Origin of the sequence: Bacillus sp. N447-1 (genome assembly GCF_022701035.1) — a bacterium.
Taxonomy (GTDB): Bacteria; Bacillota; Bacilli; order Bacillales; family Bacillaceae_G; genus Bacillus_A; species Bacillus_A cereus.
Genome location: NZ_CP065509.1, coordinates 1,882,841 through 1,898,138 on the forward strand (window position 1 = coordinate 1,882,841; position 15,298 = coordinate 1,898,138).

The following is a 15,298-nucleotide window of genomic DNA, read 5'->3' on the forward strand; positions in this document are numbered from 1 at the left end:
AACAACGCTCCTACTTAAAAACTATCTTCATATTCCTCTAATAATGGTAATATCTGATCCTTATCGGACAATATAGGATCGGTTACTGGCCAAGGAATTGCTAAATCTTTATCTTTCCAAAGTAATCCTGAGTCATGCTCTGCGCTATAATATTCATCTACTTTATACATAACGATAGTATGCGGAACAAGCGTGCAAAATCCATGCGCAAACCCTTTTGGCACTAGTAATTGCCGATGGTTATCTGCACTTAAAATATATCCTTTCCATTGTTTAAATGTTGGTGATTTTTTTCGTAAATCAACGATAACATCATAAATTGCCCCTTGCATAACTTGAATGAGTTTCGTTTGTGCTTTCGGTTTTTTTTGAAAGTGTAGTCCCCGAATCGTTCCTGCCTTAGCCGAATAAGATACGTTATCCTGTACAAATGAATACGTTATCCCTAATGTTTCTAGCACCTGCTTATTATAACTCTCTGAAAAAAAGCCACGCTCGTCTCCAAACAACCTCGGTTCTAACAATTTTGCATCGGTAAAATTTGTTTCTACAACTTTCATATTCTCACCTATTCTCCGTTAAACTGTTTCCCAAAATTAATATCACGCGCTAACGTATTCGCCTTTTGAAGCGAAGCATGAGTTCCCGCATCAGTCCACCAACCGCTCATTTCATTATAAGTAAGTACCCCTCGTTTTAAATACCAATTATTTATATCTGTAATTTCAAGTTCTCCCCGCGCAGAAGGTTTTAATTCTTTAATATAAGAAAAGACTTTCGAATCATACAAATAAATTCCCGTAACCGCATAAGAACTTTTCGGCTCTTTCGGCTTTTCTTCAATTTCAACTATTTTTCGGTTTTGAATATGTGCTACGCCAAATCTTTCGGGATCTTCTACAGATTGCAATAGCACTTTCGCACCTTCTTCTTGATTTGCAAACTCTTCAACATACGGAAGAATATCATCTGAAAAAATATTATCCCCTAATATAACTACCATACGATCATTCCCGACGAAATCTTCACAAAGCCCTAACGCCTGTGCGATCCCGCCCGCTTTATCTTGCACACGATACGTAAAGGAAACCCCAAATTCATGACCACTCCCTAAAAAGCTAACAACATCCCCCATATGCTCTTTACCTGTAATAATCATAATATCTGTAATATCGCATTGTTTTAGCTTATATACCGCATGATAAATCATTGGATACCGACCAACAGGAAGTAAATGTTTATTCGTTACTTTCGTTATTGGATATAATCTCGATCCAGTACCACCTGCTAAAATAATTCCTTTCACTTTGCATCTCTCCTTTATGATGGAGATAATATATCTTTGTAATGTTCTACAAACACTTTCCGGTACTTCTCATATGTATCCGCATCAAACTCATCCCCGTTGTAATGAATACACCATAAATTTGCTTGATTTGGGATACCAATTAAATAACCAGCCCTTTGAAACTCTAAAGACTGTGACACATCATAAAAGTGAAACCCTTGAAACAAATCTTCTCGCCACGGAATATCATACTGCGTTGCCATGAATAAGCCATCAATTGCCTGAACTGACAAAAATGGTTGATTACCATAAAAAACCTGATCTAAATTTAATAATTGATAATTCTGTCTTCTATACTCAATCACTTTCCCTACTAAATTTTTTCCTTCCCACCATATCCCGTTATTCGGTAAAAACTGAGCCCCAGCGACTCCTATTAAACCAAGCTTTTCATTTTCTTTAAAAAGAGATATAAGTGTAGAGAACATGTCTCGATTAATAAGATATGTATCTTGATGTATATACACTTTGTATTTCGCTGGATATGAAAGGGCTCGGTTGTATGCACTTGCCATACTTTGTGCATCTCGTATCGGAAAAATTTGCACGACATAACCTGGGGGAACAAAAATGTTTCTTATTTGGCTCTCACATTGTTTGAAAAGCTCCTCATTATTTACACAGATAACGACTAATATTGTATGATCTTTCATTTTTGTCCCCCCTTTTATTCTTCCTTATTTACATCTGACATATATTGTTCCACAAATATTTTCCGATACTTTTCATAGTTCGTCATATTCACATCAAAATGATAATGGATACACCAAGCATCACGCTGTACAGGTACACCAACTGTATATCCTGCTTTTCTAAATTCAAATGATTGAGATACATCATAAAAATCAAATCCGTCAAATAAGTCTTCTCGCCACGGAACATCATATTGTGTGGCCATTAATAAACCATCAATACATTCTACAGGAATAAATGTTTTTGATTCATGATACGGTTGTTCTAAACTTGCCATATAAAACAAATCATTCATATAACCAATGACCTTTCCTACAATTCCACGCCCTTCGTTCCATACACCAGTCGGAGGAACATATTGCGCTCCAACCATCCCAATCATACCAAGGTGTTCATGTTCCTCAAATAATTGAAGTAATCCGTATAAAAAAGCCCTATTTATAATAAAAACATCTTGATGTAAATACACTTTATACTTCGCTGGATGCGAAATGGCTTGATTGTATCCACTCGTCATACTTTTCGCATTTCGAATCGGCATAAATTGTACAATATACCCTGGCGGTACTAACAATTGCAATATATGTCGAACGCAGTTTGCATACAATTTCCGATCATTTATACATGTAACAAATAATATTGTTTTGTCTGCAGTACTCATAATTGTGATTTTTCAGCTTCAATAATATACTGAAATACAACTGTCTCAGCCATGAAGCCACTTCCAAGACGATATTTTTTACAAATTCCATATAACTCCTCAATAAGCGGCTCATACATTTTATGATCAACATATACACGATCTACTTTACTAATAACATATCCTGCTTTTAAAAACATTCTTAGCATTTCATTAAATGTAAAGAAACGAATATGTGTTTTATCTAATAAACCATATTCTGTATACGTCCAATTTCCGGCAAGTAAGGGAGCTAATACTGAAATATGAGCAACGTTTGGTATACTTGCTAAAATCACACCATTTTTCTTTATATATGGCTTTACTTTTTCTATCACAGCCCACGGATCAAATAAATGCTCTAATACATCTCCAAATAGGATGCAATCAAATTGTCCCTCCTCATAAGGAAGATCTATTTTTTCTATATCCCCTAAAATAACATGATCTAGTCTTTCTTTCGCTTTTTCTGCCGCCTCTGGAAATGCCTCAATTCCTGATACACGTGTACCATTTTCTTTAATAGCCGCTCCCAATGCACCGCTCGAGCAACCAATATCAAGAACTTCTTTCCATTCCTTTTTTATATGCTTTAATAAATTCGGATTCGCTGCATTATAATAATGCTCGGATTTTTCTTCATATAAAGAACTTTTTTCGCGATTCATTTCACACACTCCTTATGCAAATTGAATTAGAATTAGAAATATAAATCTCATATGAATTCTATAAAGTGCAGATTTTGTTCATCCCCCAATGATTATTAGCCCACAAATAGCAGTATAAAATCTTTTATCTATATTGGTTACGTTACCGATACTCTAATATATAACCAATCTATTAGAGTTAGAATAAAGATACATCATTTCTAAAAAACGAAACCCATTACACTTTATATGGTTTATCAAAAACCCCCCGAAAATATTTACGGTTATATTCAATTGCAGCATTATTCGGAACATAAGAAGCTGCTAATTCATTGTAATAATACGCTTTATCCTGCTCTCCTAACCTGCTATAACAAATACACATTTGTAAATAGGGTAGCCATGTGTAGCTAGCTGGACTATGGAAAGGACTTTCCGTTGCCATTGGTACTTCCGTTGCAAGTTTAAACCAAAATATCGCTTCATTATATTTTTCTTGTTCCATATATATATATCCTATTCTTGTACAATTCTCTCCTCTAGGGACGTCATACCGAAACGACTTCACACAAGATTCGATTGCCTTCTCCCACATTCCGAGCTTCGCATAGCAATCTCCTAGTTTACCACATGCATAAATTTTTTCTTCATACCATCCTTCGTCTTGATTAAGAAATGTTTCATATAGAAGAACTGCATCATCATATTTTTGGTTATCCGTAGATTCATTTGCGTAATAAAATAAATCTCTCGGACTCAATTCTTCACCTGCAGCTACAGTATTTTGAAAAATTTTCAAATTACGATCTGTTACTTTTTTTTCTTTTTTATGTGTAATAGCAACATTACTACTAAAAACCTCACCAGAAATAGCTAAATACTCATGAACCTTTCCAAACCATTGAAATTGTTTTTCACGCTTTACAAGTCGATTTCTTTTTGTACAATATAAAGGTTTCCCGTTAGAATCCATTGCAAGATGATAAGGCATCGAAACAGCATCAATTTTAGGATCTAATTCTCTTTTTAAAAGTTTCAATGCTTCTTGAGCATCTTCTAATAATACGTCATCTGCATCTAGCCACAATATATACTCTTGCGTCGCTTTTGAAAAAGAAAAATTTCTTGCTGCTGCAAAATCATCAATCCACTGGAAATCATATATGTTAGAAGTGTATTTCTCTACGATTTCTTTCGTTCGATCGACGGAGCCTGTATCAACCACTATAATTTCATCCACAATTTTTTCAACTGTGTCTAAACAACGGGCTATTGTCTCCTCCTCATCTCGAACAATCATACATAAACTAATTGTAATTCCTTGCTTGTTCAACATAATCACCCTCTTCCAAATCAATCATATGTTATACATATACTAAACTTTCCATTTTTTTAAATTGTTCAAGTAGTTTAAGATTTCTTTTCAATAATTCAAATGTCCGTGTCATTTTCTTTCGGTTTTGCATCTACTATATAATGAACGCTTTATGGAGGTGAATTTATGTCAAATAATAATTATTCAAATGGATTAAATCCCGATGAATCTTTATCAGCTAGTGCATTTGACCCTAATCTTGTAGGACCTACATTACCACCGATACCACCGTTTACCCTTCCGACTGGGCCGACCGGGCCGACTGGGCCGACTGGACCTACGGGGCCGACTGTACCTACCGGGCCAACTGGACCGACTGGACCTACGGGGCCGACTGGGCCGACTGGACCTACGGGGCCGACTGGGCCGACTGGTGACACTGGGACTACTGGACCTACGGGGCCGACTGGTGACACTGGGGCTACTGGACCTACGGGGCCGACTGGTGACACTGGGGCTACTGGACCTACGGGGCCGACTGGTGACACTGGGGCTACTGGACCTACGGGGCCGACTGGTGACACTGGGGCTACTGGACCTACGGGGCCGACTGGTGACACTGGAGCTACTGGAGCTACTGGACCGACTGGGGCTACTGGACCGACTGGACCGACTGGACCGACTGGACCATCAGGACTAGGACTTCCAGCAGGACTATACGCATTTAACTCCGGTGGGATTTCTTTAGATTTAGGAATTAATGATCCAGTACCATTTAATACTGTTGGATCTCAGTTTGGTACAGCAATTTCTCAATTAGATGCTGATACTTTCGTAATTAGTGAAACTGGATTCTATAAAATCACTGTTATCGCTAACACTGCAACTGCAAGTCTATTAGGAGGTCTTACAATCCAAGTGAATGGAGTACCTGTACCAGGTACTGGATCGAGTTTAATCTCACTCGGAGCACCTATCGTTATTCAAGCAATTACGCAAATTACGACAACTCCATCATTAGTTGAAGTAATTGTTACAGGGCTTGGGCTATCATTAGCTCTTGGCACGAGTGCATCCATTATTATTGAAAAGGTTGCTTAATTTTTACTTAGCAGTAAAACTGATATCAGTTTTACTGCTTTTTTCAATTTCAAATTCAATCATGAAACATTCGGTACCTACATAATCATATTGTTGTATGACATTTTGCAGGAGGCACAAATATGGAAAGTAAATCTGCTGTTCAGCTTTATCTCGAATTGCTAAAGAAGACAATTTTATTTGAAATATGGTTAGAATATGAGGCATACTTACCCGCATCTCTACATATTTCGAAAGAACTAGAATTCGAACCAGTTACAGTCCCCCTCCCTTTATTCATTAAGCAATATGCCGAAAACCATAACTTAAAAATTGTAAAACCAAATGTCTCAAAAAGTGAACGTCATGATGGAATGGATTGGCCAAGAGCAGCACATAGCATGATTGGTCGAGAACGTATGAACCAATTACAAGAGGCGATGGAAACCGTTGTTCGTGAAAATATAGAAGGTGATTTTATTGAAACAGGTGTATGGCGCGGAGGATCATGCATTTTTATGAATGGTTTTTTACAAGCAAACAACATTACGGATCGTAATGTGTGGGTTGCAGATTCATTTGAAGGTTTGCCAGCACCGAATCTAGAGCAATATCCAAAAGATTACGGTGATTATTTACACACATTCGATTACTTACGCGTCTCTTTAGAACAAGTACAAGAGAATTTCAAAAAATATGATTTACTAAATGATCAAGTGAAATTTTTAAAAGGTTGGTTTAAAGATACTTTACCAACAGCACCAATTGAAAAAATAGCAATTGCACGGCTTGATGGTGATATGTATGAATCCACCATGGATGGTCTCGTGAACTTATATGATAAAGTTTCTAAAGGTGGCTATATAATTATCGATGACTACGGGCTACCACCATGCGCTGAGGCTGTGACAGACTTTAGAAATCAACGGAATTTAAAAGCCCCTATTACTAAAATTGATGTATTTGGCGTTTATTGGAGAAAAGAATAAAAAAGATTTAATCTATAGGAGATTCCATTTTCACTCATTCTTCTCTTACTTCTGATCCAATTAAGTATTCTTTTTCGGAATCTCCCTACATATAATAATTGTTTTCCTGTGTTCTCTCACTACAAATTGAAAATTTTATTAATAGAGTTACTGCATATTCTCACATAAGAAAGGGGTATACTCATGAGCGAATTTAACAAAGAAATGACTTTACTCCCCCCTCCTGAACTCGTCCAATATGTAGGTGGCGACTTCAAAAAGGTTGGAAAAGAGTTCCTAAAGCATTTTATTCAAATTGGCGCTTTAAAATCAAATGAAAAAGTATTAGATGTAGGCTGCGGTGTCGGCCGAATGGCTGTACCATTAATGAATTACTTAAATGATGATGGAGCGTATTATGGATTTGATTTGTTTAAAGATGGAATTACTTGGTGTCAAAATAACATTTCAACTATGCGTAATAATTTTCACTTTGAACATGTTGACATATACAATCAATTCTATAATCCGGAAGGAAAAGAAGATGCCTCTCAATATCGTTTTCCCTATGAAGACGGAACATTCGATTTTATCTTTTTAACTTCTGTATTTACACATCTTCTCCCAAAAGAATTAGAACATTACGTATCTGAAATTGTACGTGTATTAAAAAAAGACGGGAGATGTTTCATTACATTCTTTCTTATAAACCCTGAATCGTCCTATTATTTAAATGCAGGACAAAGTACATTAGGTTTTTATCATCGAATCGAAAATTGCTACGTTGTAAATAAAGATATTCCGAATTTCGCAGTTGCTTATCCTGAGACAGATATTTGCAATCTATTGAATAAGTACGGCCTAGAAATAATCAATAAGCCGCATTACGGTTTATGGTGCGGCAGACATGAATATACAAGTTACCAAGATATTGTTCTTACAAAAAAAAGCTTCTGAAAGGAAGTTATGTATGATGAATGAAAAAAATCCACCTCTCGTTTCCATCCTTATTCCTACTTATAATCGGCCTCATTATTTCAAAATTGCTCTAGAAAGTGCATTGGCACAAACTTATTCAAATATTGAAATCATCATCGGAGATGATAGTACAAATGATGAAACAGCAACTTTAATACGCGAACAATACTTACCAAATTATAAAAATATAACATACATTCGAAATACCCCTACTCTAGGACAATTTCACAATGACCTTATGCTCATAGAAAAATCAAATGGTGAGTATATAAATTTTTTAATGGACGATGACGTGTTTTATAAGCATAAAATACAAAAAATGATGACCTATTTTGAGCAAGATCCCAATAAAAATCTTGCTCTTGTTACTTCTTATCGAGTACGTATTGATGATCATGGAAATCTAATAGGTGATTCCCATCCAACACAAAGGTTATATAGTGAAGACACTCCATTAAACGGGATATTTTTAGGTAATTGGATGTTAAAGGGCGGGCACAATATTATCGGTGAGCCTACAACTACTTTGTTTCGAAAAGAATTGCTCACTGAACCTTTTGGTACCCTTAAAGAGCGACAATATTCTTGTAGTGTTGATATGGCCTCATGGATTTCTTTACTTTCTAAAGGAAATGCAATATACATTTCTGAGCCTTTAAGTCAATTTCGCTACCATGCTGGACAACAAATACACAATAAGCTCCTTCAAGGTTGTGAAGATTTCACACACCTTGTTATAACAGCAAAAGAATATGGCTTTTTACAAAATACTACGGACTATAGAGCAGCTCTACTTAGTGCTTACCAATGGTGTAAAAGTTCCTTAAAATACTATCTTCATCAACTAGATATTTTTCCTGACGCACATGTACGTCTCTCTCATTGTTTGGATATAATTATTAAAGAGCTAAACAATTAAACTACTCTGCAAAATTAAAAGTGTATGGACTATATGTGAATCATTCGTATAGTTCATACATTCTTTCTCATACTATAAAGTGAAACTTTAATCAGCTCTCACCAATCGGGCTTTTACGGGCAGTTGATCCCCCACCTAACTTCTTCGCTTTCGCTGAATTTTGAGGTGGGGGTCTTACTGCCCATTAATGCGGGATAAAATCCATTACTATAAAGAGCAGTAGAAAGGAATACCTACATTGAAAGATCCAAATTCTCAATATCAAATAGACTACGTATTACTATTTATTTTATTTGCCATTGGGATTGTTAGTTGTTGTGCTATTGCAAGTGCGCAAGCCTCTTTACCGCCATTTTTACAAAACGTCAATTTTGTACTAAAGCAAATCCAATGGTATTTCATTGGATTTATAGCCATTGGTGTTATTATGATTATCGACTTCGATCATTATCAAAAAATTGCTTGGTATTTGTACAGCTTTGCAATGGTACTACTTATTGGACTAGAACTTCAAGTACCAGGTGCCGTTACAATTAAAGGCGCTACCGCTTGGTACAGGCTCCCAGGCATCGGAAATTTTCAGCCTTCTGAAATTATGAAATTGTTTTTAATTATCGTCATTGGACGAATTATAGCAAATCATAATGAGAAATATTTTTCCCAAACGATACATGATGATTTTTTACTACTTGGAAAAATATTTGCGACAAGCTTGCCACCACTACTACTTATTGCAAAAGAACCAGATTTAGGAAACACAATGGTCATTTCAGCGATGCTTGCAGCAATGATACTAGTTTCTGGCATACGATGGCGTTTTATTTTTGGATTAGTTTCAGGTACTTTCGTTGCTGGATCTACATTAATATATATTTTTTTTACTCACACAGATTTCTTTAAAGCACACATTTTAAAAGAATATCAATTAAATCGCTTCTACGGATGGTTAGCACCTTACAAATATGATGCACAAGGCTATCAATTAAGACAAGCATTCTTAGCGACTGGATCCGGAGAAATGCAAGGAAAAGGGTGGGAAAATGGACAAGTATATTTTCCAGAACCACATACAGATTTTATTTTCACTAATGTCGCTGAACAATTTGGATTTCTAGGCGCAAGTGTCATTATTTCTCTTTTTTTCTTACTCATTTTTCGAATGATTCATATTGCTTTAGAAAGTAATGACCCTTTCGGTAGTTACATTTGCGCTGGTACAATCGGAATGTTTACTTTCCAAGTATTCCAAAATATCGGGATGACAATCGGATTACTCCCCATTACAGGGATAACATTACCTCTTATGAGTTACGGAGGAAGTTCACTGCTTACATACATGATTGCGATTGGATTCATTTTAAATGTTCGCTCAAGAACGAAAATCTTTATGTTTAAATGAACAACACAAAAACGCTATATTTTTATCTCTATCCTTTTTTAGATATACTAATGAAAAATACGATGGAGGTTTAAATATGAAATATGACATTATAGGAGATATTCATGGATGCTTCCAAGAGTTTCAAAATTTAACAGAGAAGCTAGGATATAACTGGAGTAGCGGTCTACCGGTTCACCCTGACCAACGTAAACTTGCATTCGTTGGCGATATTACAGACCGTGGTCCTCATTCATTACGTATGATTGAAATTGTATGGGAACTTGTCATACATAAAAAAGAAGCTTATTACGCTCCTGGAAATCACTGTAATAAACTATATCGATTTTTCCTTGGGCGTAATGTAACAGTCGCTCACGGACTTGAAACAACTGTTGCTGAATATGAGGCACTTCCTTCTCATAAGCAAAACATTATAAAAGAAAAGTTTATCACTCTTTATGAACAATCACCCCTCTACCACATACTAGATGAAAAAAGAGTAATCGTATGTCACGCTGGGATTCGGCAAGATTACATAGGAAGACGAGATAAAAAAGTACAAACCTTTGTATTATATGGCGATATTACAGGAGAAAAGCATGCCGATGGCTCACCTGTCCGTCGCGATTGGGCGCAAGAGTACAAGGGGCAAGCTTGGATTGTATATGGACATACACCAGTAGCAGAACCTCGATTCGTCAATCAGACAGTCAATATTGATACTGGTGCTGTATTTGGTGGCAAATTAACCGGATTACGTTATCCTGAAATGGAGACTATCTCTGTTCCTTCTTCTTTACCTTTTGTCGCTGAGAAATTCCGTCCAATTTCATAACTACCTTACTTAGCGAAAGATTACCGTATTATTTAGGCAGATCTCATATAAAACTAGGTAAAGTAATTAAAAAAAGATGCAATAAAGTGCATCTTTTTTTAATTACACTACATATAATGTCGCAGGAGGTGACAGAATGAAGAAAAAATCTTCTAAACAAAAAAGAAAATTTCCCCCTTTATATCTGCCCATGTACGGAATTAACAACTGGTGTAGTATTCGGGCTGCAGCGATAGAAGAACTGGAAGAACAAGAGTCATCAAAAAAAAGCAAAGTAAAACCAACATATGTCTCTTTAGAAAATGCTGTGATGAGCCGCATAATCGATCGCAGAAAAATAAAGATGCAACAAAAAAATAAACAGCTCTCAAATCAAGATGAACAGGTAATACATTCTAATCAAACAGAAGAAAAGACGGAAGAAAATATTTCTGTAGCAATAAATAAAAAAGTGGAACCAGAAATTCCAGCTGCTATTATAAACAAAGTAAAAAAAATAAAAGAGGCATTGGCTTCATCGAATGATATACAAACTGAAAAACCACTCATAATTGAGACACCTACACCTGAAAATACAAAAGTTAAAAGGGGCGGCCGATATGCATATGCGGAAGGGCTTCACTCTCATGCGGAGGGCATGGCAGCACATGCGGAAGGCTTATTAACACACGCAAAAGGTTCTTTCTCTCATGCAGAGGGATCAAACTCAAAAGCAACTGGACATAGTTCGCATAGTGAGGGAAGTGAAACGACAGCAGGCGGAGCTTATTCTCATGCAGAGGGTAAACAGACGATTGCTTTAGGCGAAGCAGCACACGCAGAAGGAACCGCAACTATCGCTAACGGATCCTCTTCTCATGCGGAAGGTCATCATACATCAACAGCTCATTTTGCAGGTAGCCATATTATGGGGCGCTTCGGCACTGCAGAAGAAGCTTATTCTTGGTTTATTGCAAATGGTGTAAGCGACACCGACCATAATATCGGGGCTAAATGGCTTGCCCATAATGGAGAAATGTACATTGAGGGTGCGTCTTACAATGCAAGTGGAACGGATTTTGCACAAATGTTTGAAACCGAAGATCATAAACCTATTGATGTCGGTTATTTCGTTACATTTAGTAGCGAAGAAAAAATTCGGATAGCTACTTCACACGACTCGTTCATTTTAGGAATATCTAGTGCAACCCCTGCCCTTATAGGAAATAGCGGGGCTTTAAGTTGGGAAAAACGTTATAAAACAGATAACTTTGGAAAACGCCAATATGTATGGACGGAAACCGAAGAAATACAACCTCTTTTAAATACAGAATGGGATCCAACTCGCAAATATGTAGCAAGAAAAGATCGCGCCGAGTGGCTTCCTGTCGGATTAATTGGACAAATGTTAGTACGTGATGACGGAACTTGCGAAGCACATGGATTTTGTCTTCCAAATGACAATGGCATTGCTACAAAAGCCGAAAGTGGATTTTTCGTTATAAAGCGTACGGGTGAAAACCAAATTTTAATATTATTCCGCTAAGAAAAAAGGGAACAAAATTCTTTATAATATAAGAATTTTGTTCCCTTTTTAAGTATGCCGCAACACTTCTTGCATATCGCTTGGAAGCTTTATAGTGAAAGACATCTCTTTCTCTAAAATAGGATGATAAAACGTCAAAGATTTACTATGAAGTGCTTGCCGTTTCATTTCATCCCTTCTCCCTCCATATAAGCTATCACCAAGTAATGGATGTCCTATATGAGCCATATGCACACGAATTTGATGCGTTCTTCCTGTCTCAAGCTCAAGCGCTACATGTGTCTTATGATATGTACTATCAATTACTTTAAAATGAGTAACTGCCCTTTGTCCATCCTCACAAACCATTCGCTCAATAATGCTATCAGATTTTCGACCAATTGGTGCATCAATCATTCCTTCTCGTTCTACAATCTTTCCGTGAACAATTGCTTCATACGTTCGTTTCACAGCTTTTTGTTGATGCTGCTTCGATAAAAGGTGATGCACGAAACGATTTTTTGCAATAAGCATAAGCCCCGAAGTATCACGATCTAAACGTGTTACGATGTGCACTGTACTTGCAAGATGCTGCTTATCATAATGAGATAACAGCGCATTGGCAACACTTCCTGCCGGATGTTCTCTAGACGGAATCGTTGACATATTCGCCTCTTTATTAATGATAAGAACCGCGTCATCTTCATATATAATGCATAAAGGAATATCTTCTGCCATCATCCCTTCACTTCTTTCCTCCACTGGAAAAAAGACACGTAATTCTTCACCAGCACGCAACTGATGACGAACACTCGCATGTTGACCATTTACTTCAATTGCTCCGCCATGAAACTTTATATCCGTTAAAGCGGCTTTAGAAATACCTTTCGTTTTCAAAAATTCCCTAACTAAAGTTCCCTCTTCAGCCGGCCCTATATCCCATTTCAATGTAAATCTGTTCAAATATATAACCCTTTCTATTTATCTGCAACAAACGAGTCACGAACTCGTTTCCAGAACGGGAATGGGCGGAAACGAACAAATCGTACTTTCTCGTTTGCGACGCGATACTGGATTGATTTCACATCTTGATGAACCATCGTTAAATGATCCACTGTAATTTGTAAGTTCATTCCTGCAGCTGGCTTTAACACACATGTATGATGCTTCGGCAATACGAGTGGCGATCCTACAGTACGAAATACACGATTGTTAATGGACGCCATTTCTGCAATTTGAATCGCTTCAATAGATGGGTGAATAATTGCTCCGCCAAGCGCTTTATTATACGCGGTACTTCCTGAAGGAGTAGAGATACAAAGGCCATCTCCGCGGAATGTTTCAAAATATTCTCCGCGTATTTCTACTTCTGTTACTAATGTACCTTCTGCACTTTTTACAGTCGCCTCATTCATCGCTAAATACTGTGACTCTTTACTTCCATTCACATAGCGAATAATAACTTCTAAAAGCGGATATTCCACCACTTGGAATGGTGTTTTCGCAATCGCAATTACTAATTTCTCTACTTCTGTTGGTAACCAATCTGCATAGAAACCTAGATGTCCTGTATGTACACCAACAAATGCTGTTTCATCCAATCGATTATAATAACGATGAAACGCATATAAAAGCGTTCCATCTCCCCCAACAGAAATTACAATATCGGGTTCCTTTTCATCCATTATAAATCCAAAATCTAGCAAGTACTCTTTCATCGTGCTTGCAAGTGTATCTGATGATTGATCTCCCTTTGACATAATTGTAAATTTCATCGCCCAACACCCTTTAGTTTATGATTCGGAATCTTTCGTTTCTTGCTTTCTTGAAAAAGCCTTTTGCGCTTCTTGAATTTCAAGACGAATAGAAGACATTTCTTCATCTAATAAAAACGCCGCTTCAGCTGCACGTTGCAATCGTATTTTAATATCTTCAGGAAAACGTCCACTATATTTATAATTTAAAGAATGCTCAATTGTTGCCCAAAAGTTCATTGCTAGCGTGCGTATTTGGATTTCTACCAATACTTTTTGTTCACCTTGAATCGTTTGAACAGGATAACTAATGACAACATGATAAGAACGATAACCGCTATCTTTCTTTTGCGTGACATAATCACGTTCTTCCACGATTTCAAAGTCATTTCGTTTTCGAAGATATTCTACAACAGGCTTAATCTCATCAACAAATTGACACATCATTCTAAGCCCAGCAATATCCTGCATATCTTCTCTCAATCGGTCTAGCGGTACATTTCTCTTCTCCGCTTTATCAATAATACTTGCAACCGACTTTACCCTTCCTGTTACAAACTCAATTGGAGAATGCTCTGTTAACATTGCAAATTGAGTACGCATTCCTTTTAGTTTCACTTTTAGCTCTGCCACCGCTTGGTGGTAAGGTGCTAAAAATTCTTCCCAATTTCGATTCATTTCAACCACCACCAAAATCAATCCATTTGCTTATAGAAATACTTTTTCTACAGCAGTTACTAATTCTTCTCCGTAATTTGCATTACCTTCAATATTTTCAACTAAATATTCTACTTCTTCTTTTAATCCTTCTAATTCCATTTCAATGTCATTCACGCGAACGAACATAACCACATCGTTATTCATCGCTTCATGCATTGCTTCCCAGCATGTGTGCGGAATACTTACATAAATGAAAGATGATTCATTTTCTAAGATATATAAAAATGATAAATTGTCTGAGTCTACAAGTACGTGATTACGCGCACTTAACTCCTTTACCTCTATTTCACTATTTTCCGCACAAAAAATAAGAGCATTCTCTCTCTTTTCTACGCTCTTAACTTGGATTTTATTTTGCATGCTCTAACTCCTCCATCTCAACTTCCTGTCTTACTTAACAGTATTATTGTATCATAACATGGACGCAAACAAATAAAACATTGAACCAAATTTATGAAAAAGCGATAATGTGTAAAG

At 36.7% G+C, this 15,298-nt stretch carries 17 protein-coding genes; 7 read left to right on the forward strand and 10 right to left on the reverse strand.

The features are described from left to right. Positions 1-14: 14 nt before the first annotated feature. The 6 genes from rfbC to IQ781_RS09445 all read right to left on the reverse strand — a co-directional run bounded on the left by rfbC (position 15) and on the right by IQ781_RS09445 (position 4,703). A complete protein-coding gene (rfbC, locus tag IQ781_RS09420) occupies positions 15-560 on the reverse strand; it encodes a dTDP-4-dehydrorhamnose 3,5-epimerase (RefSeq protein ID WP_000869416.1) in 546 nt (181 codons plus the stop codon). Between the two features lie 8 nt (positions 561-568). Beyond that, entirely contained in the window at positions 569-1,306 is a 738-nt protein-coding gene (locus IQ781_RS09425; protein WP_000676156.1) for a sugar phosphate nucleotidyltransferase, read from the reverse strand. 14 nt (positions 1,307-1,320) lie between these two features. After that, positions 1,321-2,001: a glycosyltransferase family protein gene (locus IQ781_RS09430; protein WP_060634678.1), complete on the reverse strand. Its 681-nt coding sequence runs from the start codon at positions 1,999-2,001 to the stop codon at positions 1,321-1,323. A gap of 14 nt (positions 2,002-2,015) precedes the next feature. Beyond that, on the reverse strand, positions 2,016-2,702 hold the full coding sequence (locus IQ781_RS09435) for a glycosyltransferase family protein (RefSeq protein WP_025709871.1): 687 nt from the start codon (positions 2,700-2,702) through the stop codon (positions 2,016-2,018). Further along, positions 2,699-3,388, reverse strand: a complete 690-nt coding sequence (locus IQ781_RS09440; protein ID WP_050228927.1) for a class I SAM-dependent methyltransferase — start codon at positions 3,386-3,388, stop codon at positions 2,699-2,701. The genes IQ781_RS09435 and IQ781_RS09440 overlap by 4 nt, the downstream gene beginning before the upstream one ends. A gap of 217 nt (positions 3,389-3,605) precedes the next feature. After that, positions 3,606-4,703: a glycosyltransferase gene (locus IQ781_RS09445; protein ID WP_050228929.1), complete on the reverse strand. Its 1,098-nt coding sequence runs from the start codon at positions 4,701-4,703 to the stop codon at positions 3,606-3,608. A gap of 165 nt (positions 4,704-4,868) precedes the next feature. On the opposite strand from IQ781_RS09445, the gene IQ781_RS09450 reads away from it, so the two are divergent. The 7 genes from IQ781_RS09450 (at position 4,869) to IQ781_RS09480 (ending at position 12,368) form a co-directional block, all read left to right on the forward strand. Continuing rightward, positions 4,869-5,783 carry a BclA C-terminal domain-containing protein gene (locus tag IQ781_RS09450; protein ID WP_242808293.1) on the forward strand — a complete coding sequence of 305 codons (915 nt, stop codon included), beginning with the start codon at positions 4,869-4,871 and terminating at the stop codon, positions 5,781-5,783. Positions 5,784-5,905: 122 nt separating this feature from the next. Further along, the gene (locus IQ781_RS09455) at positions 5,906-6,751 is read left to right on the forward strand and encodes a TylF/MycF family methyltransferase (RefSeq protein WP_000444381.1); all 846 of its coding nucleotides are present in this window, start codon (positions 5,906-5,908) and stop codon (positions 6,749-6,751) included. A gap of 183 nt (positions 6,752-6,934) precedes the next feature. After that, a complete protein-coding gene (locus tag IQ781_RS09460; protein WP_001288765.1) occupies positions 6,935-7,687 on the forward strand; it encodes a class I SAM-dependent methyltransferase in 753 nt (250 codons plus the stop codon). Positions 7,688-7,700: 13 nt separating this feature from the next. Then, positions 7,701-8,627 (forward strand): glycosyltransferase family 2 protein, encoded by a 927-nt coding sequence (locus IQ781_RS09465; RefSeq protein ID WP_000980807.1) that lies wholly within the window; start codon positions 7,701-7,703, stop codon positions 8,625-8,627. A 238-nt stretch (positions 8,628-8,865) separates the two neighbouring features. After that, on the forward strand, positions 8,866-10,026 hold the full coding sequence (locus IQ781_RS09470) for an FtsW/RodA/SpoVE family cell cycle protein (RefSeq protein WP_065212156.1): 1,161 nt from the start codon (positions 8,866-8,868) through the stop codon (positions 10,024-10,026). A gap of 76 nt (positions 10,027-10,102) precedes the next feature. Then, a complete protein-coding gene (prpE, locus tag IQ781_RS09475; RefSeq protein WP_000872698.1) occupies positions 10,103-10,843 on the forward strand; it encodes a bis(5'-nucleosyl)-tetraphosphatase PrpE in 741 nt (246 codons plus the stop codon). 136 nt (positions 10,844-10,979) lie between these two features. Next, positions 10,980-12,368, forward strand: coding sequence for a peptidase G2 autoproteolytic cleavage domain-containing protein (locus IQ781_RS09480; RefSeq protein ID WP_000730518.1), 1,389 nt, complete (start codon positions 10,980-10,982; stop codon positions 12,366-12,368). A 48-nt stretch (positions 12,369-12,416) separates the two neighbouring features. On the opposite strand, the gene IQ781_RS09485 is transcribed toward IQ781_RS09480, so the two are convergent. From IQ781_RS09485 to IQ781_RS09500, 4 genes are read right to left on the reverse strand one after another with little or no spacing between them, the layout of a single operon-like run. Further along, positions 12,417-13,310: an RluA family pseudouridine synthase gene (locus tag IQ781_RS09485; RefSeq protein WP_001079134.1), complete on the reverse strand. Its 894-nt coding sequence runs from the start codon at positions 13,308-13,310 to the stop codon at positions 12,417-12,419. A 14-nt stretch (positions 13,311-13,324) separates the two neighbouring features. Then, positions 13,325-14,122: an NAD kinase gene (locus IQ781_RS09490; protein WP_000673190.1), complete on the reverse strand. Its 798-nt coding sequence runs from the start codon at positions 14,120-14,122 to the stop codon at positions 13,325-13,327. Positions 14,123-14,140: 18 nt separating this feature from the next. Then, positions 14,141-14,779, reverse strand: coding sequence for a GTP diphosphokinase (gene yjbM / locus IQ781_RS09495; RefSeq protein ID WP_001081482.1), 639 nt, complete (start codon positions 14,777-14,779; stop codon positions 14,141-14,143). A 30-nt stretch (positions 14,780-14,809) separates the two neighbouring features. Further along, the gene (locus tag IQ781_RS09500; protein WP_001180003.1) at positions 14,810-15,181 is read right to left on the reverse strand and encodes a UPF0738 family protein; all 372 of its coding nucleotides are present in this window, start codon (positions 15,179-15,181) and stop codon (positions 14,810-14,812) included. Positions 15,182-15,298: the final 117 nt, after the last annotated feature.